Genomic DNA, 20,369 nt, shown 5'->3' with positions numbered 1-20,369 from the left:
CTTTTTGGTCAAAAAAATTCCAACTAGGGCAACCCAGCCCCGACAGGAAACGAGAACATGGAAAAGATCCGCACCCAGGCCGAATGGATCCAACGCGCCCGCGAAGTGCTGCCCGCTGGCGGCTTCGGCAACTTCGACCCCGGCATCATCATCCGTGAAGGCAAGGGCTCGCGTGTTTGGGACGAAGACGGCAAGGAGTACATCGACTACCTGATTGGCTCCGGTCCGATGATGCTGGGCCACGGCCACCCCGAGGTAATGGAAGCAGTTTTGGAGCAGCTGCCGAAAGGCATGACCTTCTTTGCCGGCAACGCCCGCGGCATTGAACTGGCAGAGGAGATCTGCCGTGCCGTTCCTTGCGCCGAGCAGCTGCGCTATGTCTCCACCGGCGGTGAGGCGGACATGTATGCAATCCGGCTGGCCCGTGCCTTCACCGGACGCACCAAGATCGTCAAGTTCGAGGGCGGCTACCATGGCATGTCGGCCGAGGCGCAGATGAGCCTGGCCCCTGTCCGGCGGGTGAACTTCCCGCAGGCCATTCCGGACAGCGCCGGCATCCCGCCGTCCGTCGCAGCAGAGGTGCTGGTCGCGCCGTTCAATGACTTCGAATACATCAAGCAGCTGATGGCGGAGCATGGGCACGAGATCGCGGCCATCATCGCCGAGCCTTTGCAGCGTATCGTGCCGCCGCTGCCCGGCTTCCTGCAGCTCTTGCGCGAGGAAACACAAAAGCACGGAAGCCTGTTGATCTTTGACGAAGTGGTCACCGGTTTCCGCTCCACCTATGGCGGCGGTCAGGAGCTTTATGGAGTGACACCGGATCTGGCGACGCTTGGCAAAGTGATCGGCGGCGGCTTCCCGCTGGCCGCCATTGTGGGACGCGCCGGCATCATGCGGCATTTCGACAAGGCAGAAGTGGGCGCCGAAGGCTGGCTGATGCAACTTGGCACGCTGTCAGGCAACCCGGTGGCGGCAGTTGCGGGCCTGAAAACCATGGAAGTTCTGCGCCGCGAGGGCGCCTATGACCATTTGAACAGCACCGGTCAGAGGCTGATGCAGATGACAAGCGCCGCGCTGGAAGAGGCCGGAGTGCCGTTTCAGATCGTCGGCGAACCTGCGCTGTTCGAAGTCGTCTTCACAGATGCCAAAGTGCGCGATTACCGGGACACCCAGGCCGGAAACGCTGAACGCACCAAGCGCTATAATGAGGTGCTGCGCCAGGAAGGCATTTTCAAATCGCCAGGTAAGACCTACCCCAGCCTGGCGTTGACAGACGAGGATCTGGAACAGACCGAAGCGGCCATCAGGAAGGCTGCCGCGGCTCTGGACTAAATGTCAGGAAAAAGGCGGGCTGCCTGCCCGCCTTTCCCATACCAGCCAAGGCTGACTCAGGCTTTGGCCGCGGTTACGATCAGTTCAACCAGGAAATCCTCGCGCGCCAGTTTCGCTTCACCGCAGGCGCGCGCTGGCGCATGCCCCTCTGGCACCCAGGCATCCCAGACCGCATTCATTTCGGCAAAATCCTTCATATCGGCCAGCCAGATAACCGTCTGCAGGATGCGGGTCTTGTCGCTGCCCGCCTCTGCCAGCAGTGCGTCGATCTTGTCTAGGCAGTCCTGTGTCTGCTGCGCCACGCTGGCGCCTGCAGTTCCCACCTGCCCTGCCAGATAAACAGTATCGCCATGCGTCACGATCTGGCTCATACGCTGAGTGGTGTGGCTGCGGGTAATTTCAGACATCTCTTATCCTTGCAAAAACTGTTGCTGAACGTCAGCTGTCGCACCTATTGGGACAGCAGCCATTTGCCCTCAGAGGGGCAGAACTTGCGGCGGGCCTGCTTTGGCGTTTGGTCGTCTTTGACAAAAGCCTGATGCTGCAAAAGAACGCAGTCGCCTTCCTTGCCCGCAACCTGCACCTCGCCGTGCGCACCACTGTCCGGATTGGCCCATTTCGCCCGTTTGCCACCCGGCACCTCAGCCAGCAGGGTTTGCTCCGCCTGCCGCATGATGTTTGTGTCCTGCGGTGTCAGCCCGGACTTTGCCAGAATACGGCTGAGAGGATTGGCAGCTGCTGGCGCGGCAACCAGTGCTGCTAAGGCGGCAGTTGTCAGAATTCCTGAAAAACGCATGTGAATACTCCTGCCTGAATGAAACCGGCTTACCTCCAGTAAGGCGCAACAGGCGGACAATGTCCATGCGGCGGATGAAGCGAAGCTGACAGGGTCAGAGGACCCTGACCGGATCAGGAGAACTTGCGGAACAGCCGGGTCATATCGAACAGCTCATCCAGCCGGTCATAGCGGTCCTTGGTCTTGTCCCAGCTCTCCTCCTGGGTGGCGGCAATCATCGCTTCCAGCAGCATCATGGTGGAAATGTTGGAATCCCAGGCCGATGGGATTTCGACCCAGCAGTTAAAGGTGTGTTCGGCAACCGTGGCAATCGGGCTGGCCCACTGGTCGGTGATCAGCACGATCTTCACGCCACGCTCCGAGGCCAGTTCAGCCAGTCTTTGCAGGTTGGTCTCATACCGGCGCACATCAAACATCAAGAGGGTGTCGCCCTCCACCATATCCAGCACGTAATGCGGCCATGTGGCGGAGGACGATGTCATATGAGTGACCCGCTGCCGGATCGCCTGAAAATGGGTAAAGGCGTAGTCCGCAAGCGCTCGGGTAATGCGACCGCCCACCACGTAAAGGCGCCCTTCGGTATTGGCGAGCTGATGCACAGCAGCGTCGAACTGGGCCGAGTCGATGTTGGAAAACGTCTGCTGCAGGTTGTCCGTTACAGCCTGTGCAAATCTGTTCAGCAGGTGGCCCTCCGGCGCCTCGGTGGCCCAGTTGTCGCGCCTCTTGGTGGGGCCGGAGACCTTGGCCTCCAGCTCCTTCAGCAGGGCCTGATGAAACTGCGGATACCCTTTGAACCCCAGTTTCTGCACCATCCGCGCCACCGTGGGCGTGGACACCTCGGCATTGCCGGCCACGATGGTAATCGAGGCTAGACCTGCCGCGGGGTAATTCTCCAGCAGCAGGTTGGCGAACTTTCGTTCGGACTGGGTCAGCGAGGAATAGTTTTCGCGGATCAACTCGCGAACTGTGGCGGGCGGTTTCGACAACGGCACATTCCTGTTTTTGAACAGACACTTTCTACCCCGGAACCGGCCTGAAAAGAAAGTTTCAGGAATCCCTGTCCGGAACCGATCATGAAAAGATATTGACACAAATATCTCTTCATGGAAACATTTTTCCAACTCAATGGGAGGCGGCACATGCACGAGAGTGATTCTCACACTCAGAGGGATGCGGTGGAGGTGGTGAACCGTAACGGCACCAGCCCGGTCCTGCTGCTGTGCGAGCATGCCTCCAGCAGCATTCCGGCCCGTTATGACGGGCTGGGCCTGCGCGAGGCGGACCGGCTGAGCCATGCCGCCTGGGATCCGGGCGCGCGCTCCGTCGCCCATCATATGTGCAGGGCGCTGGATGCCCCGCTGGTCGCCAGCACCGTGTCGCGGCTGGTCTACGACTGCAACCGCCCGCCAGAAGCCGCCAGCGCCATGCCGGAGAAATCCGAGCTGGTGGAGGTGCCCGGCAACAAGGATCTAACCGTGGATCAGCGCCTAGAACGGGTGGAAACGGTCTATGAACCGTTCTGCACAACCGTTTCCGATGTGATCAAGACCCGTATGGAAGCCGGGCTGCAGACCGTGCTGGTCACCATGCATAGCTTCACACCGGTCTATTTCGGCAAGCAGCGCGCGGTCGAGATCGGCATCCTGCATGACGACGACAGCAGGCTGGCGGACGCGATGCTGGCACAAGCCCCCGCCCTGCCGCACCGCCGGGTCGAGCGCAACGAACCCTATGGGCCGGCTGACGGTGTCACCCATTCCTTGAAGATCCACGGGCTGGCGCACGGACTGGCCAATGTGATGATCGAAATCCGCAACGACCTGGTGGCAACGCCAGAAGAAGAAGAGGCCATGGCAGAAGAAATGCTGACATTGCTGCGCCCGGCTCTGGCCGCGCTGGCGGCGGAGGGAGGGCCCGATGCCTAGAATAATCCGGGCCTATGTCCGCGGCATCGACGCGATGAACCGCGCCATCGGCCGCTTTGCCATGTATCTGATCTTTGCCCTGATCGGGGTGCTTCTGTGGTCCTCGGTCTCCAAGACCTTCTTCAACCCGTCGCTCTGGACGCTGGAGACCGCGCAATTCGTGATGGTCGCCTATTACATTCTGGGCGGCCCCTACTCGATGCAGCTTGGATCAAACGTGCGGATGGACCTGTTCTACGGAGGCTGGTCGACAAAGACCAAGGCGCTGGTCGATGCCTTCACCGTGCTGTTCCTTATCACCTATCTGGTGATCCTGATGTACGGTGCGCTCAGCTCTACGGCTTATTCCCTGGGCTATTTCGGGCTGGAACCGCTGCAGTTTTTCCGGGACCTGCTGACCACACTTGTGACCGAAGGCACCGCCGCCGCAGGTGAAAAACTCGGCTATCTTGAGCGCAGCTCCACCGCCTGGCGCCCTTTCCTGTGGCCCGTCAAAACCATCCTTTGCTTCGGCGTATTCCTGATGCTGCTGCAATGCCTTGCCGAACTGTTCCGGGATATCGGACGCCTGCGCGGAGTTGAAATCTGATGTCCTACGAATGGATCGCCATCGTGATGTTTGCCGGCATGATGCTCATGCTGATGACCGGCCAGAGGGTGTTTGGCGCCATCGGCTTTGTCGGCGCGGTCGCGGGGATGCTCCTGTGGGGCACCGGCGGGGTGGAGATCCCGTTCTCCGCCGCCATGAAGCTGATGAAGTGGTATCCCCTGCTGACACTGCCGATGTTCATCTTCATGGGCTATGTGCTGTCGGAGTCGAAAATTGCCGACGACCTCTACCGGATGTTCCACGTCTGGATGGGGCCGGTAAAAGGCGGATTGGCGATTGGCACCATCGGCCTGATGGTTCTGATCTCGGCGATGAACGGTTTGTCGGTTGCAGGCATGGCCATCGGCGCCACCATTGCGCTGCCGGAACTCTTGCGCCGAGGGTATGACAAGATCCTGGTGACCGGCACCATTCAGGCCGGCTCTTCACTCGGCATTCTGGTGCCGCCTTCGGTGGTGCTGGTGCTCTATGCGATGATCGCGCGCCAGCCGGTGGGGCAGCTGTGGCTGGCCGGAGTGATCCCCGGCCTGCTGATGGCCACCATGTTCATCATCTACATCTATGTCCGCGCCCGCATGCAGCCGAACCTCGGCCCGGCAATGCACCCTGAAGATCTGGCTGAGTACGAACAAGTCACCGACCATCCGCTGCGCCTGAACTACTTCGTGCTGGGTGCGCTGGTGCTGGTTCCGCTCTTGATCCTGTCCGGTGCAATGGAAACCAAGTCCGCGCTAGGCGTGGCTCTGGCCCTCGGCCTCCTCTCCTTCCTGACCCGCAAGAACGCGGCGTTCTACAAGGACGTGTTCATGAAGGAGAAGTACCGCCTGCTGTTCTCCGGCGTGCTGCCGTTGGCGATCTTCGCCGCGATGATGGTGCCCTTTGTGAACGGCTGGACCTCTCTGGTGGAAAGCTCTGCAATCGGTGCCATGACCGCCTTCCTCGCTGCGGTTCTAAAGGGGCGGATGAACAAGGACGTGTTCGAGACGTCGGTACGCTCGACCCTCGGCATCTCCTGCATGTTCATGTGGATCATTCTGGCGGCACTGGCCTTTGGCGCGATCTTTGACGGTCTCGGGGCGGTCAAGGCGATCGAGGACCTGTTCACAACCAAACTGGGCCTCAGCCCGTGGATGATCCTGATCCTGATGCAGCTAAGCTTCATCGTGATGGGCACCTTCCTGGATGACACCGCGATGCTGGTGATCGTGGCACCGCTCTATGTGCCGCTTGTGGGGGCGCTCGGGTTTGATCTGATCTGGTACGGCGTGCTTTATACCATCACCACCCAGATCGCCTATATGACGCCGCCGTTTGGCTACAACCTGTTCCTGATGCGCGCCATGGCGCCGCCGGAGATCGGGCTGAAGGACATCTATGTCTCGATCATCCCCTTTGCCGCGGTGATGGTGCTGGCGCTCGCCCTGATCATGATGTTCCCGCAGATCGCCCTGTGGCTGCCGGAATATGTCTACGGAAAATAACCAAGTAGAGTCCTGCCAAGGGGCCGGATGTTTCAACAAGGAGTGAGAATTATGACAACAAGACGTAAGTTTCTTCAGTCCGCCGGTGTTGGCGCCATGGCGGCGCCGCTGGCCACCCCGGCACTGGCCCAGTCCACTATCAAGTGGCGGATGCAGACCTATGCAGGTGCTGCGCTGGCCGAGCATGTGGTAAAACCCGCCATCGACATGTTCAACAAGATCGCCGGCGACCGGATGCAGATCGAGCTTTACTACGCCGATCAGCTGGTCCCCACCGGCGAATTGTTCCGCGCCATGCAGCGCGGTACCATCGATGCAGTGCAGTCGGATGATGACTCGATGGCTTCGCCCACCGAAGTAACCGTCTTTGGCGGCTATTTCCCCTTTGCTTCGCGCTACTCGCTGGACGTGCCGGTGCTGTTCAACCAGTACGGCCTGAACGAGATCTGGGACGCCGAATACTCCAAGGTCGGCGTCAAGCACATCTCGGCCGGCGCCTGGGATCCCTGCCACTTTGCCACCAAGGATCCGATCAATTCGCTGGCAGACCTGAAGGGCAAGCGCGTCTTCACTTTCCCGACCGCTGGCCGCTTCCTGGCGCAGTTCGGCGTGGTCCCGGTCACCCTGCCCTGGGAAGACATCGAGGTCGCGGTGCAGACCGGCGAGCTGGACGGCATCGCCTGGTCCGGCATCACCGAAGATTACACTGTCGGCTGGGCTGACGTGACCGACTACTTCCTGACCAACAACATCTCCGGTGCCTGGGCCGGGTCGTTCTTTGCCAACCAGGGCCGCTGGAACGAGCTGCCGGAAGATCTGCAGACCCTGTTCCGCGTCTGCTGCGACCAGTCGCATTACTACCGCCAGTGGTGGTACTGGGGCGGCGAAGCGTCCTTGCGCGTGAACGGCGACAAGATGAAGCTGACCACAATTCCGGACAATGAATGGCAGCAGGTCGAAGATGCAGCTGTGAAGTTCTGGGATGAAATTGCAGCCGAGTCCGAGACCAAGGCGAAGGTTGTGGAGATCTTCAAGAAGTATAACGCTGACATGCAGAAGGCCGGCCGTCCCTACCGCTACGGCTGACGCACCGGTTGAAAACGGAATTTGGCCTGCGCCGCAGCGGGCCAAATTCCTTACCCAAGGAATTTGCCAAAACTTTTGAGGAAAAGTTTTGCGCGCAACAGACAAAGGGCCGCTCATGCTCTCCTTCGACACTCTTAAGGACCAGGTTGCCGATGGCGCCGTTGACACTGTTCTGGTCTGCCTTGTGGACATGCAGGGCCGCCTGATGGGCAAGCGCTTCCACGCCAAGCATTTCGTGAATGGCGCCTGGGAGGAAACCCATTGCTGCAACTACCTGCTGGCCACTGACCTGGCGATGGCAACGCCGGACGGCTACGCCTCGACAAGCTGGGAACGGGGTTACGGAGACTATGTGATGAAGCCCGACCTCTCCACCCTGCGCCCCGTGCCTTGGCTGGAAGGAACGGTGATGGTGCTGTGCGACGTGCTGGATCACCACACCCACGAAGAAGTCTCCCACTCCCCTCGCGCGATCCTGAAGAAACAGGTGAACCGGCTGAAGGCGATGGGCTACGACGCCATGTGCGCCACCGAACTGGAGTTTTTCCTTTTCGCCAAGAGCTTTGACGAGATCCGCCGCTCGGGTTTCCGCGATCTGGAGCCAATCTCCGGCTACAACGAGGATTACAACATCCTGCAGACCACCCGCGAAGAGCATGTGATGCGCCCCATCCGCAACCACCTGTGGGACGCGGGGCTGCCGATCGAGAACTCCAAGGGCGAGGCGGAAACCGGCCAGGAGGAGCTGAACATCAAATACGCCGCGGCGTTGGATACGGCGGAGTTCCACACCATTGCCAAGCACGCGATCAAGGAAATCGCGGAGCAACAGGGCCACGCGGTGACCTTCCTGCCGAAGTGGAGCCACGACAAGGTCGGCTCCTCCTCCCATGTGCATCAATCGCTGTGGCAGGACGGCAAACCCGCGTTCTTCGACGAGAGCGACGAGCTGGGCATGTCGGCGCTGATGAAAAACTACATGGCCGGGCTCTTGAAGTACGCGCCCGACTACACCGCCTTCATGGCGCCCTATATCAACAGCTACAAGCGCTTCATGAAGGGCACCTTTGCACCCACGCGGATCATCTGGTCGGTCGACAACCGCACGGCAGGCTACCGGCTGTGCGGTGACGGCACCAAGGCGATCCGCGTCGAATGCCGCATTCCGGGCTCCGACATGAACCCCTATCTGGCAATGGCAGGCATGCTGGCCGCAGGTATTGCGGGCATCGAAGAAGGGCTGGAATTGCAGGCCCCCACCCGAGGCGATGTCTACCAGGGCGACACCGGCATGATCCCAGGCACTCTGCGCGATGCGGCCGCCGCACTGAACGGCTCGGCGATGCTGCGCAAGGCCCTTGGCGATGATGTGGTGGATCACTACGTCCGCGCGGCGGAAGTGGAGATCGAGGATTTCGACCGGGTGGTCACCGACTACGAGATCGCCCGAGGGTTCGAGCGGGCCTGACCCGGAGAACACCGGGGGCCAGCCCCCCGGACCCCCGGAGTATTTTCGGAAAGATGAAGAGGGCTGCTGCCCTTTCTGAATGGAGTGAATGGCAATGGGCCAGGTATTGAAATGCATCTCGCCGATCGACGGATCGGTTTTTGCGGAACGCGCGGTGCTGTCGCGCGAGGACGCCTTTGCGGCGGCGGAACAGGCGCGAGCGGCGCAGGCAGCCTGGGCGGCGCGGCCGCTTCAGGAGCGCATTGATCTGGTGATGGCGGGCGTAGCCGCTGTTGGTGCCATGAATGACGAGATCGTGCCGGAACTGGCCCATATGATGGGACGCCCGGTGCGTTATGGCGGCGAGTTCGGCGGCTTCAACGAGCGCGCGGGCCACATGGCAAAGATCGCCGCAGAGTCGCTGGCGGATATCGAGGTCGGCGAGGACACCACATTCAAACGCTACATCAAGCGCATTCCGCATGGGGTGGTCTTTGTGGTTGCGCCCTGGAACTACCCCTATATGACCGCGATCAACACCGTGGCGCCTGCGCTGATTGCCGGCAATACCGTGGTGCTGAAGCACGCAACCCAGACCCTGCTGGTGGGTGAGCGGATGGCGCAGGCCTTCCATTCCGCTGGCATTCCCGAAGATGTGTTCCAGAACGTATTCCTGGACCACGACACCACTTCGGAACTGATTGCCCGCAAGGCTTTCAACTTCGTGAATTTCACCGGCTCGGTCGGCGGCGGCCAGGCGATGGAGCGCGCAGCCGCTGGCACTTTCACCGGCGTCGGCACCGAGCTGGGCGGCAAGGATCCGGGCTATGTGATGGAAGACGCCGACCTGGATGCGGCGGTGGACACGCTGATTGATGGCGCAATGTTCAACTCCGGCCAGTGCTGCTGCGGCATCGAGCGGATCTATGTGCATGAAAGCCTGTTTGATGCCTTCCTGGAGAAGGCCATTGACATCGTCAAAGGCTACAAACTGGGCAACCCGCTGGAGGCTGAAACCACTATCGGCCCGATGGCCAACGTGCGCTTTGCCAGCGAGGTGCGCGGCCAGATCGCCGAGGCGGTTGAGGCGGGCGCAGTGGCCCATATTGAGGCCTTCACCGGGGATGACGGCGGCGCCTATCTGACGCCGCAGATCCTGACAAATGTCACCCACGATATGCGGGTGATGCGCGAGGAAAGCTTTGGCCCGGTTGTCGGCATCATGAAAGTTTCCTCCGACGCGGAAGCCATCCGGCTGATGAACGACAGCGACTTCGGCCTCACCGCCTCGCTTTGGACTGCGGACGTGGAGCGGGCGCAAGCCGTGGGCGATCAGATCGAGACCGGCACCGTCTTCATGAACCGCGCTGACTACCTGGACCCCGGCCTGTGCTGGACCGGCTGCAAGGATACGGGGCGCGGCGGCGGTCTCTCGGTCATCGGCTATCACAATCTGACCCGTCCGAAGTCCTATCACCTGAAAAAGGTCACCGGCTGACGGACGGCCCCGCCCGCCCCGTTTCTCCTCCCGGCGCGGGCCACTTGCATCAAAGGAACACAACATGTCTCTCGTTGGAAACTGGTCCTACCCGACCGCAATCAAGTTCGGCGCAGGCCGTATCAAGGAACTGGCGGATGCCTGCGCCGCTACCGGCATCAAGAAGCCGCTGCTGGTCACCGACAAGGGGCTGGCCGATCTGCCGGTCACCCAATCGACCCTGGACATCATGGAAGCTGCCGGCCTTGGCCGCGGCATGTTCTCCGAGGTCGATCCGAACCCGAATGAGAAGAACCTGGAGGCCGGCGTCGCCGCCTATAAGGCGGGCGGCCATGACGGGGTGATCGCCTTTGGCGGCGGCTCCGGCCTGGACCTGGGCAAGATGGTGGCCTTTATGGCCGGCCAGACCCGGCCCGTTTGGGATTTCGAGGACATCGGCGACTGGTGGACCCGTGCCGACGCCGATGCCATCGCGCCGATCATCGCCGTGCCGACCACCGCAGGCACGGGTTCCGAAGTCGGCCGCGCATCGGTGATCACCGACAGCGTTACCCACCAGAAGAAGATTATCTTCCACCCCAAGGTGCTGCCCGCAGTGGTGATCTGCGATCCCGAGCTGACCGTCGGCATGCCCAAGTTCATCACCGCTGGCACCGGGCTGGATGCCTTTGCCCATTGTGTCGAGGCATTCTCCAGCCCCCATTACCACCCGATGTCCCAGGGCATCGCGCTGGAGGGCATGCGGCTGGTTAAGGACTACCTGCCGCGCGCCTATGCAGAAGGCACCGATATCGAGGCCCGCGCCCAGATGATGTCAGCGGCCGCGATGGGGGCCACTGCCTTCCAGAAAGGCCTCGGCGCGATCCACGCGATGAGCCACCCCATCGGTGCCCATTTCAACACCCACCACGGCACCACCAACGCAGTCTGCATGCCCGCCGTGTTGGCGTTCAATGCTTCCGCGATTGCGGACCGGTTCAATATGGCAGCAGCCTATCTGGGTATTGAGGGCGGCTTCGACGGTTTCCGCAGCTACGTGCAGGAATTGAACGACAGCCTCGGCATCCCGCGCGGGCTGGGCGATCTGGGTGTCACTGCCGATGCGATCCCCGAGCTGGTCAAGGGCGCCATCATCGATCCCTCCTGCGGCGGCAACCCCATTGAGCTGACAGAGGAAAACCTCGCCCAGCTGTTCAAGGCCGCAATGTAAGAAAACTTACGTTTCTACATTACAGCGCCTTCCGCCATCGCGGGGGGCGCTGCTTTGTTCAGAACCGGTGTCAGCCGCTGACGTAAACCTTGTCCTTGGGGTAATAGAAGATCTTCTGATTGTGCAGCTGCCCCAGCAGTGCATGGACCCGGCGCAGGGTTTCCGCATCGGCGCTGCCCGCCGCCGGGTGGGTTTCCGACAGAGCATCCCTTGTGTGGCGCAAAGAGGTTTCAATCAGGTCCATTTCCTCAACCGAAAGCTCGAACATGTCGTTGTACTTAGGCATCTGCACTCCTTTACCGGGCCAAGCCGCGCTGAACTGGAACCATACCCGCAGGGTGCCCCGGCGCGCCGGCCAAAGCTAGGAAAATCGCCAGCGGGCGTGGTTACGGTGGGGGCTTCTGTGTCTCGGCAGAAAGCTGCAGCGCCTGGCTAGAGGGTTTCCCCAAGGCTGATCGCGGGCGTCAAACGATCGAACACCAGCCCCTCCGCCCCGCCGGTTTCCCGTGATTTCAGGATGATCCGCGCCGCACGCTCTCCGATTTCATGACGGCAGGCGTCCGTGGTCGCCAGTTGCAGCGGCAAGCCCTGCAGGATTTGCAGGTTGTTAAAGCCCGCCAAAGCGATTTCGCCGGGTACCGACAGTCCCGCGGCCAAGCAATGCATCAGCCCTCCCACGCTCATCACATCACTTGAGTAGTAGATGCACTCCAGATCCGGGCTGCGTGCCAGCATCTGTGACGTCAGCTGGCGGCCGGTCTGGATCGAACTTTCGCCGGAATAATGCTCCATATCGGCGAGTGTCACCTTCTGCGCTGCCAGCCCGTCCGTGAAACCGTCAAAACGTTTCCGCGCGCGGAAATCCTGCGGCATCTTGGTGCCGATGAAGCCGATATTCCGGTAGCCGCGGGCCAGGATCTGCTCTGCCATGCCGCGGCCAGCCTGCAGATGCGAGATACCGACGCAATGGCGCACCGGGTCTCCATCGACATCCATCACTTCAACCACCGGGCAATCAGCCTGCTGCAGCATCCGCCGGGTAGCCTCGGTATGCTCCAGCCCGGCAACGATCAGCCCTGAGGGCCGCCAGCTGAGCATTTCGCGGATGACGCTTTCCTCTTCCTCCAGATCATAGCCCGACACCCCGACCACCGGTTTCAAGGGGCTTTCTTTCAGGACGGCGGAAATTCCGGAGAGAACTTCCGGGAAGACAAAGCTGTTGAGCGACGGCACAACCACTGCCACCAGATTGACCGACTGCGAGGACAGGGAACCGGCAATCCGGTTTGGCACATAGCCGTGGGCCCTGGCGATTTCCTCAATCTTTGCCTTGGTCTTGGCAGAAACATCCGGTGCCCCGCGCAAGGCACGGGACGCGGTCATTTCACTGACACCGGCCAGTTTGGCCACGTCTTTCAGAAGCAGTTTCTTGGTCATACCCCATGCTCCCGCAGATCGCGGGCCGCCGCAAGGGCAGCTCTGCCGGCAAGGGGCTTGATTTTTGCAGCCGTTATCGCTATCGGTATCGCAACCGTTATCGATACCGGATCAAGCTCCGGTACACCAGCCGGAGATCAGACATGACACTGAAGATTGCAATCAACGGATTCGGGCGGATTGGCCGCGGGGTGCTGCGGGCGCTGCTGGAAAGCGGCGAAAAGGATATCGAGGTGGTGGCCATCAACGACCTGTCGCCACCGGAAACACTGGTTCACCTGCTGAAGTATGACAGCGTGCACGGACGCCTGAAAACGCCGGTATTTCTGGCGGATGATCTGATCCGCGTCGGCCCTCACAGCATCCGCCTGAGCGCCAAACGCAACCCGGAAGATTTGCCATGGCAGGATGTGGACATCGCCTATGAATGCACCGGTCTGTTCACCGCCCGTGAACAAGCAGCCCGGCATCTGGAAAACGGATCCAAGCGCGTGCTGATCTCCGCCCCCGGCAAAGATGCCGACCGCACGGTGGTCTTTGGCGTCAATCACATGGACCTGACGGCGGAGGATTTCATTGTTTCCAACGCCTCCTGCACCACCAATTGCCTGGCGCCGCTGGCTAAGGTGCTGGATGAGGCCTTTGGCATCAAAACCGGCTACATGACCACGATCCACGCCTACACCGGCGACCAGCCAACCCATGATACCAGCCACAAGGATCTCTACCGTGCCCGCGCGGCCGCGCTGTCGATGATCCCGACATCTACCGGGGCCGCACGGGCAATCTCCGAGGTGCTGCCGCATCTGAAGGGCCGGCTGGAAGGCTCTGCTATCCGGGTGCCCACCGCAAATGTTTCCGTGGTGGACCTGAGTTTCATGCCGGAACGGCCCGCCACGGTTGAGGCCGTCAACGCGGCAGTTCAGGCCGCGGCCGCAAACGGGCTGCAGGGCATCCTGTCCTACGAGGACGATCCGCTGGTCTCCGTCGATTTCAACCATGACCCGCACTCCAGCTGCTTTGCCGCAGCGCAAACCGCTGTCACCGCCGAGGGGCTGGTGCGGGTGGTCAGCTGGTATGACAACGAATGGGGCTTCTCAAACCGCATGATAGACACCGGCCGCCGCATCGGTGCGGTGATGAATGCCGCCGGGGTGGCACTGGCCAGCTGACGGGTTCCTCCCGCCCGTCCTCGGCCCGATGGGCCTCCTCCCGTTGGGCCCGGCGCCGCGCTGACGCGCGGCGCTGCTGCGTTTGCCGCTAGGCGTCCGGGCCTTCGGCAAGGCCAGCCTGCAGAAAAGCTGACTCCAGGATGCGCTGACTCAAACTCCTGCCCCTGCACCGCTGGCATGAGGCGCTGATTTGGGTCAGAACAGGCGCAAGACATGACCAGCAACAGGAGACCGGCGTGACCGTCACCCGTGAAACCGTCCTTGAGGCGCTCAAGACCATCACCGACCCCGTCAGCGGCAGCGACATCGTCAGCGCCGGCATTGCCCGTGCCGTGACCGTCGAAGGCGGCACCGTCCGCTTTGTACTGGAAATCGACCCCGGCAAGACTGAGATCTACGGCCCTGTGCGCGAAAAGGCTGACGCCGCGGCGGCAGCACTGCCGGGGGTGGAGAAGGTCTCCGCAATGCTGACCGCCCATTCTGAGAAAGCGCCACCGGACCTGAAGCCAAAGACAACCGCCCAGCCCCAGCAGCAAGCGCCGCAGAAAGTGCCAGGAGTGGCACGGATCCTCGCCGTAGCCTCGGGCAAGGGCGGAGTTGGGAAATCCACTGTTTCCGCCAATCTCGCCTGCGCCCTGGCGATGCAAGGGCGCAAGGTCGGCCTGCTGGATGCCGACGTCTATGGCCCGTCTCAGCCCAAGATGCTGGGCGTCAGCGGCCGCCCGGCCAGCCCCGACGGCAAAACCATCCTGCCGCTGCGCAAGCATGGCGTCACCATGATGTCGATGGGGCTGATGACCGGCGAGGATCAGGCTGTGATCTGGCGCGGCCCGATGCTGATGGGCGCGCTGCAGCAAATGCTCTTGCAAGTGCAATGGGGCGAACTGGACGTGCTGATCGTCGACCTGCCACCCGGCACCGGTGACGTGCAGATGACACTGGCGCAGAAAACCCATGTGGACGGCGCCATCGTGGTCTCCACCCCGCAGGACGTGGCTCTGATCGACGCACGCAAGGGCATCGACATGTTCCGCAAGATGAACGTGCCGGTGCTGGGCATGATTGAAAACATGTCCACCCACATCTGCTCCAACTGCGGCCACGAGGAGCATGTGTTCGGCCATGGCGGCGTGGCGCAGGAAGCCTGGAAACTCGGCGTGCCGCTGCTGGGTGAGGTCCCGCTGCATCTGGACGTGCGGGTGGCCGGCGATAACGGCACCCCGATCGTGGCAGCCAAGCCTGGCAGCGCCCAGGCAGAGGTATTCCTAGATATCGCCACCCAGCTGGCCGGCGCAGGCGCCGCCTGACCCCAGTCAGCCAGGGGTCAAGGGCCGCAAGGCGGCGGCGCGCAGCGCCGTTTACCGTGGCGGGGATGGCAAACCAAACGACAGGAGAAGCGCTTCTGCGCCGCGCAGCGGCGCAACGCCCAACTGTGACGCACATTCTGTGAATGTGCAGGGACAGGCGGGAGCTGCCCGCCTGCAGGATCAGGAATACTTTTCCAGGAACTCTTCGGCCCTCAAGCTGCGAAAGTCCGGCAGCGCGGCCCGCAAGGTCTCATGGTCCCAGTCCCACCACGCCAGGTCCAGCATCTGCACAGCAACCGCCTCAGGGTACCGCCGGCGGATCACCCTTGCGGTATTCCCGCCGACAATGGTGTAGGGCGCCACGTCCTTGGTCACAATCGCGCCTGAGGCCACGACAGCTCCATGCCCGATGGTCACCTCAGGCTTGATCATTGCCCCGTGGCCGATCCAGGTGTCATGGCCGATACGCGCGATACGGCCGGCGCGGCGGCCAAACCATGCTGAATCATCCTCTGCGTCATCCCAGTAGCTTGCCGAGCGGTAGAGGAAATGGTGCAGAGACGCCTTCTCCATCGGGTGATCCGAGGCGCCGATCCGCACAAAGCTGGCGATGTTGGCGAACTTGCCAATCTCTGCATTGGCAATATCACAGGTCCGGTCGCAATAGCTGTAGTCTCCGATCACCGCGTTTGAAACGCGGGTGCCGGCCCCGATCTCCACAAAGGCACCGAAACGGCTGCCAATGATCGTGCAATCCGGGTGGATGAAGGGTTCTTCAGCCTGCAACCGGGCCATTGTCAGTCCTCCTCAGTAAGCCGGGGCAAGGTCAGGGCAGCAAAAACGCCCCGCCCTCCTCCGGCTTTCGCGGCTTGCGCTTGGCCTTGCTGCCCTCGCCCTTGATCAGGCGGCGGCGCAGCCAGCCGGAGAACCAGTCCATCAGCATCACCATCAGGATGATCAGGGTGATGTAATAGGCCACTTCCTCCCAGTCCTTCTGGGTGATGATCGCTTGTGTCAGCAGCAAACCGATGCCGCCGCCGGTGATCGCGCCGATGATGGTGGCAGAGCGCGTGTTGGATTCCAGGAAATACAGCAACTGGCTCAGCAGAACCGGCGTGATCTGCGGGATCACCCCAAATCGGTAGCGCTGCACTGGCTTGGCTCCGGTTGAAGCCACGCCCTCAATCTGCTTCTGGTCAACGTTCTCCAGCGCCTCGGAGAAGATCTTGCCGAAAGTGCCGGTATCGGTCACCAGGATCGCCAGCGCGCCGGTCAGCGGGCCGGGGCCAAAGGCCCGCGCCAGCACCACCGTCCAGATCAGCGAGTCGACGCCGCGCACAAAGTCGAAGAAGCGGCGCATGGCAAAGCGGATACTGCGCAGGGGCATGAAATTCCGGGCCGCCAGAAAGGCCAGCGGCAACGCGATGATGCCCGCACCAATGGTGCCCAGAAAGGCCATCAGCAGTGTTTCGGCAATCGCCCAGGCCACATCCTGATGGCGCCACATCTTGTTGGTCCAGAACTCCTGGAAAATCGCACCAGCTTCGCCGGTGGCAGCACGCTGCACCAGTTCCCCTGCCCCTACGCCGTAATACGGGCTGTCGAGGGTAAAGAAGAACAGCTCCCACCCCGCGAAATAGCGGAATACCTCTGCCCGGTTGCGGGTGACAGTCAGGCGGCCGGCCTCCGTGGTGACGGCCAGGCGGTTCTTCGAAACACTGATCCATTCCGGCACATCTCCGGCAGGCAATTCCGCCTGAACCCCAACACTGCGGCTCGGGGTGGCACGCACGGTGCCAAAACCGGGAATGGCGTATTCAATGCTCTCCGGGCCGAAGGTGACCCTATGCCCGTTCTCCAGATCAATGACCGTGGTCTCGCCCAGGGCCACCCAATCCGGCGACATGCCGTCGGGATAGGCGCCCTTACGCTCACCCTCGATGGCCACCGACACCTCGCCGCTGCGGTTGTCGCGGGTGACATGGGTCTTGTAGCTGTAGCTGTCGCTCACCAGTGTTTTGGCGTTGTCCAGACTCGCACGCTCCCACAGCCCCGGCATGTCGAAGGCCACAAAAACATAGGCGAGATAGGCCAGCACCGCAGCGGGCAGGGCAAAGTTCATCAGCCGTTTCCTGAGGAACAGCCGGGAGATGTCAGACTTCAGGTCCGCCGGCGTCAGGGTGGTGTCAAAAGTGGTCATGCCTTCGCTCCATGGGTCAGGCGGTCACGCAAAAGGCCGGACAGCTGGTCAACGGCCACGATGGTGACAAACAGGAGAAGGAAGATCGCGGCGGCCTCGTCGTAGCGCCCCTGCCCCCAGGACATCGCGTTTTTCAATTCGTAGCCAATGCCGCCCGCGCCGACAAAGCCAAGGATGGCAGAGGCACGGATGTTGATCTCAAACCGCAGCAGCGCATAGCTCACATAGTTCGGGCCAACCTGCGGGATCACTCCCAGCGTCATCCGCTGCGCCCAGGTTGCACCTACGGAAGTCAGCCCCTCGACGGGCTTCAGGGAGGCGTTCTCATTTACTTCGGAAAACAGCTTGCCCAGCGCGCCGGCCGTGTGGATGGCGATGGCGATCATGGCAGGCACCGGACCGCCGCCGAGCACAAAGATCAGCACCAGCGCGATAACAATTTCCGGTATGGCCCGGCAGATATCGCTGATGCGGCGGAACAGCGGGATCAGCATAGGCCAAGGCGCCATGCCGCGGGTGGCCAACAGCGACAGCAGCGTGCCGAACACAGCCCCCACCAAAGTCGAGGCGGCGGCGATGTTCAAGGTCTCCACCAGCGCCGGAAAGAAATGCACCAGATGCCCGGGGAGTTGCGCGGCCTTTTCCGCGGCTTCGGCCAAGACCTCCGCCGGGTAATCAAAGATGCGTGTGAATCCGTCGGCAAAAGAGCCTGCATTGCGCGCATCCGCAGTGCGGAACCCCGCGGCCATCAGCGCCACAAAAACCGCCAGAAGGATACCGCCATAGAGCCGCTTGCGCTGGGTATGGGCGGTGTAGTGCTGCCGGATATCCGCGATGCCGGGCCGGGCGGCTGTCAAATCTGCCATTTGGGGATCCTGATCTTCTAGGGATGGGGGATACTGGGTCCATCCAGGAAATTGCGGGGCTCCAAGACCGGCCCGGAACCCCGCAGAGCACAGTAAAATACGTGCTGGGCTGAAATTACTGGGACTTCAGTTTGCGGGCCTCGATGATCACTTGATAGGCTTCATGGGTGATCGGGTCGAAACTCTTGGCCTCACCTGCCGCAACACCATAGAAGCAATCGCGGTCAATCTCGCTGAGATTGTCCATCAGTTCGGTCATCTTGGCTTTGACGTCTGCCGGCAGGGCCTTGCGCAGAACCACCGGGCCTTCCGGGATCGGGGCGGATTTCCAGATTTCCACCATGTCGTTCATGTCGACCAGGCCTGCATCCACGGCGCGGCGCAGGGCGCCGGACTGGTAGCCGTCTTCCCATTCGCCAAGGCCGTCGGCCCAGGTCACGCCGCCATCAACGTCACCATTGGCAACCGCGACAATGGTCTGTTCATGGCCGCCGGTGAACTTCACTTCCCCAAAGTAGTCGCCGGAGTCCATGGAGGCATTGATCTTGTTCGGAATTTCGATCGACGGGATCAGGTAGCCCGAGGTGGAGTTCGGATCGCCGAAACCGAAGGTCTTGCCTTTCAGGTCTTCCAGCGAGGTGATGCCGCTGTCCTTGCGGGCAAAGCCGACCGAGTAATAGCCGTAGCCGCCGTCAGTGTTCACCTTGACCAGCACCGGCTCGACCGCTTCGGGGTCGGACAGGTAGGTCTTGGCATAGCCGGACGCGCCCAGCCAAGCCATGTCGATGGTGCCGCCCAGAAGGCCCTGGATCACACCGTTGTAGTCCGCGGGCGCAAACAGCTTGGTTTCGACACCCAGCTCTTTCTCGGCATATTCGCGCAGGCATTCGTTGTTGTTCAAGCGGTCCTGTGCGTTTTCGCCGCCCAGGATGCCAATGCGGAATTCCTTGATCTCTTCTGCCGCAACGGGGGCGGTCAGCGCGGTGGTTGCCAGAACGGCAGCAATCAGTTTCTTCATCTCATGTCTCTCCGGTTGGGTCCCGGCAGAGCAGCCCGCCGGGTCGATGAAATCAGATCAGGAGTTATTCAGCGGGAACGGCGGCGCGCATCGTGCCGGTCTTTTCCAGCGTTTCGATTTCGGTCGAGGTGGCTGCTTCGGAGAATTCCTCTCCGGCGCCGTAGATTTCGCGGGCGACACCCGTGGTGAGCTGCTCCGGCAGCCCGTCAAACACGATGCGCCCGTCGCGCATGCCGACGACCCGGTCGCAGTAACGGCGCGCAGTGTCCAGCGTGTGCAGGTTGGCAATCACGGTGCGCCCGTCTTCTTCGTGGATGCGGCGCAGCGCCTCCATCACGGTCTGGGCGTTCATCGGGTCGAGCGAGGCAATCGGCTCATCTGCCAGAATGATTTTCGGGTCCTGCATCAGCGCCCGGGCAATCGCCACCCGCTGCTGCTGGCCGCCAGACAGCGCCTCGGCCCGTTTGGCGGCATGTTCAGCAATGCCGAGCCGGTCGAGGATGTCGATCGCCGTGTGAATATCCGCCATCGGGTACAGGTTGAACAGCGTTGCCATCGCATTGCGGCGGTTCAACGTGCCGTGCAGAACGTTGGACACCACATCCATCCGCGGCACCAGGTTGAACTGCTGGAAGATCATCGCGCATTCGGACTGCCAGGCGCGCTTGTCCCTGCCCTTAAGCCCGGTGATCTCGCGCCCCTCGAACAGGATGCGGCCGCCGCTGGCGTCTTCCAGCCGGTTCAGCATCCGCAGCAAGGTGGATTTGCCTGCGCCGGAGCGGCCGATGATGCCGATCATGCAGGGCTTATCAATGTCCAGCGTGGCGGTATCCACCGCGATCTTACCGCCGAACCGTTTGGTCAGTTTGTCAATGCGCAGCACCGGGGCGCTCCCTTCTCGTTCGGGGATTGCCTACCGGCCCTGCTCAAAGCTCATGTGTCACTGCCGTGAAAGTTTTGTAACGCGGCCCGGCGCAACCGGCA

Annotated in this window: 20 protein-coding genes; 10 read left to right on the top strand and 10 right to left on the bottom strand. The window is 61.7% G+C overall.

Going from position 1 to position 20,369, the window contains the following annotated elements; all coding sequences use genetic code 11:
- Positions 1-57: 57 nt before the first annotated feature.
- Positions 58-1,332, top strand: coding sequence for an aspartate aminotransferase family protein (locus K3725_RS04795; protein ID WP_260017713.1), 1,275 nt, complete (start codon positions 58-60; stop codon positions 1,330-1,332).
- Positions 1,333-1,388: 56 nt separating this feature from the next.
- Here K3725_RS04795 and K3725_RS04790 read toward each other — a convergent pair whose 3' ends face one another.
- From K3725_RS04790 to K3725_RS04780, 3 genes are all read right to left on the bottom strand, one after another.
- Positions 1,389-1,739, bottom strand: coding sequence for a RidA family protein (locus K3725_RS04790; RefSeq protein WP_260017712.1), 351 nt, complete (start codon positions 1,737-1,739; stop codon positions 1,389-1,391).
- Positions 1,740-1,783: 44 nt separating this feature from the next.
- On the bottom strand, positions 1,784-2,128 hold the full coding sequence (locus K3725_RS04785) for a hypothetical protein (protein WP_260017711.1): 345 nt from the start codon (positions 2,126-2,128) through the stop codon (positions 1,784-1,786).
- A gap of 113 nt (positions 2,129-2,241) precedes the next feature.
- Positions 2,242-3,114: a MurR/RpiR family transcriptional regulator gene (locus K3725_RS04780; RefSeq protein ID WP_260017710.1), complete on the bottom strand. Its 873-nt coding sequence runs from the start codon at positions 3,112-3,114 to the stop codon at positions 2,242-2,244.
- Positions 3,115-3,267: 153 nt separating this feature from the next.
- Between K3725_RS04780 and K3725_RS04775 the strand changes: the two genes are divergently transcribed.
- The 7 genes from K3725_RS04775 (at position 3,268) to K3725_RS04745 (ending at position 11,385) form a co-directional block, all read left to right on the top strand.
- A complete protein-coding gene (locus K3725_RS04775; protein ID WP_260017709.1) occupies positions 3,268-4,053 on the top strand; it encodes an N-formylglutamate amidohydrolase in 786 nt (261 codons plus the stop codon).
- Positions 4,046-4,642, top strand: a complete 597-nt coding sequence (locus K3725_RS04770; RefSeq protein ID WP_260017708.1) for a TRAP transporter small permease subunit — start codon at positions 4,046-4,048, stop codon at positions 4,640-4,642. The genes K3725_RS04775 and K3725_RS04770 overlap by 8 nt, the downstream gene beginning before the upstream one ends.
- On the top strand, positions 4,642-6,144 hold the full coding sequence (locus tag K3725_RS04765) for a TRAP transporter large permease subunit (RefSeq protein WP_260017707.1): 1,503 nt from the start codon (positions 4,642-4,644) through the stop codon (positions 6,142-6,144). The genes K3725_RS04770 and K3725_RS04765 overlap by 1 nt, the downstream gene beginning before the upstream one ends.
- A 51-nt stretch (positions 6,145-6,195) precedes the next feature.
- On the top strand, positions 6,196-7,230 hold the full coding sequence (locus K3725_RS04760) for a TRAP transporter substrate-binding protein (RefSeq protein WP_039181977.1): 1,035 nt from the start codon (positions 6,196-6,198) through the stop codon (positions 7,228-7,230).
- A 115-nt stretch (positions 7,231-7,345) separates the two neighbouring features.
- Positions 7,346-8,698, top strand: coding sequence for a glutamine synthetase family protein (locus K3725_RS04755; protein ID WP_260017706.1), 1,353 nt, complete (start codon positions 7,346-7,348; stop codon positions 8,696-8,698).
- 94 nt (positions 8,699-8,792) lie between these two features.
- Entirely contained in the window at positions 8,793-10,175 is a 1,383-nt protein-coding gene (locus K3725_RS04750) for an aldehyde dehydrogenase family protein (protein WP_260017705.1), read from the top strand.
- Positions 10,176-10,239: 64 nt separating this feature from the next.
- Positions 10,240-11,385 carry an iron-containing alcohol dehydrogenase gene (locus K3725_RS04745; RefSeq protein ID WP_260017704.1) on the top strand — a complete coding sequence of 382 codons (1,146 nt, stop codon included), beginning with the start codon at positions 10,240-10,242 and terminating at the stop codon, positions 11,383-11,385.
- A gap of 70 nt (positions 11,386-11,455) precedes the next feature.
- Here K3725_RS04745 and K3725_RS04740 read toward each other — a convergent pair whose 3' ends face one another.
- Both K3725_RS04740 and K3725_RS04735 read right to left on the bottom strand, forming a co-directional pair.
- On the bottom strand, positions 11,456-11,671 hold the full coding sequence (locus tag K3725_RS04740; RefSeq protein ID WP_260017703.1) for a hypothetical protein: 216 nt from the start codon (positions 11,669-11,671) through the stop codon (positions 11,456-11,458).
- Between the two features lie 146 nt (positions 11,672-11,817).
- Positions 11,818-12,822 carry a LacI family DNA-binding transcriptional regulator gene (locus K3725_RS04735; RefSeq protein WP_260017702.1) on the bottom strand — a complete coding sequence of 335 codons (1,005 nt, stop codon included), beginning with the start codon at positions 12,820-12,822 and terminating at the stop codon, positions 11,818-11,820.
- A gap of 143 nt (positions 12,823-12,965) precedes the next feature.
- Between K3725_RS04735 and gap the strand changes: the two genes are divergently transcribed.
- Positions 12,966-13,994 (top strand): type I glyceraldehyde-3-phosphate dehydrogenase, encoded by a 1,029-nt coding sequence (gene gap / locus K3725_RS04730; protein ID WP_260017701.1) that lies wholly within the window; start codon positions 12,966-12,968, stop codon positions 13,992-13,994.
- 236 nt (positions 13,995-14,230) lie between these two features.
- Positions 14,231-15,301, top strand: coding sequence for an Mrp/NBP35 family ATP-binding protein (locus K3725_RS04725; RefSeq protein WP_260017700.1), 1,071 nt, complete (start codon positions 14,231-14,233; stop codon positions 15,299-15,301).
- 180 nt (positions 15,302-15,481) lie between these two features.
- Here K3725_RS04725 and K3725_RS04720 read toward each other — a convergent pair whose 3' ends face one another.
- From K3725_RS04720 to phnC, 5 genes are all read right to left on the bottom strand, one after another.
- Positions 15,482-16,096 carry a chloramphenicol acetyltransferase gene (locus K3725_RS04720; RefSeq protein ID WP_260017699.1) on the bottom strand — a complete coding sequence of 205 codons (615 nt, stop codon included), beginning with the start codon at positions 16,094-16,096 and terminating at the stop codon, positions 15,482-15,484.
- A gap of 31 nt (positions 16,097-16,127) precedes the next feature.
- Positions 16,128-17,501: a phosphonate ABC transporter, permease protein PhnE gene (phnE, locus tag K3725_RS04715; RefSeq protein ID WP_260017698.1), complete on the bottom strand. Its 1,374-nt coding sequence runs from the start codon at positions 17,499-17,501 to the stop codon at positions 16,128-16,130.
- A complete protein-coding gene (gene phnE, locus K3725_RS04710; RefSeq protein ID WP_260017697.1) occupies positions 17,498-18,367 on the bottom strand; it encodes a phosphonate ABC transporter, permease protein PhnE in 870 nt (289 codons plus the stop codon). The genes phnE (K3725_RS04715) and phnE (K3725_RS04710) overlap by 4 nt, the downstream gene beginning before the upstream one ends.
- 115 nt (positions 18,368-18,482) lie before the next feature.
- A complete protein-coding gene (gene phnD, locus K3725_RS04705; RefSeq protein ID WP_260017696.1) occupies positions 18,483-19,385 on the bottom strand; it encodes a phosphonate ABC transporter substrate-binding protein in 903 nt (300 codons plus the stop codon).
- 64 nt (positions 19,386-19,449) lie between these two features.
- On the bottom strand, positions 19,450-20,268 hold the full coding sequence (phnC, locus tag K3725_RS04700) for a phosphonate ABC transporter ATP-binding protein (RefSeq protein WP_260017695.1): 819 nt from the start codon (positions 20,266-20,268) through the stop codon (positions 19,450-19,452).
- Between the last annotated feature and the right edge of the window lie 101 nt (positions 20,269-20,369).

This window comes from Leisingera sp. S132, from assembly GCF_025144465.1.
GTDB lineage: Bacteria > Pseudomonadota > Alphaproteobacteria > Rhodobacterales > Rhodobacteraceae > Leisingera.
The sequence above is the reverse complement of the archived record's forward strand: the minus strand, read 5'-3'. Positions and strand labels throughout refer to the sequence as shown.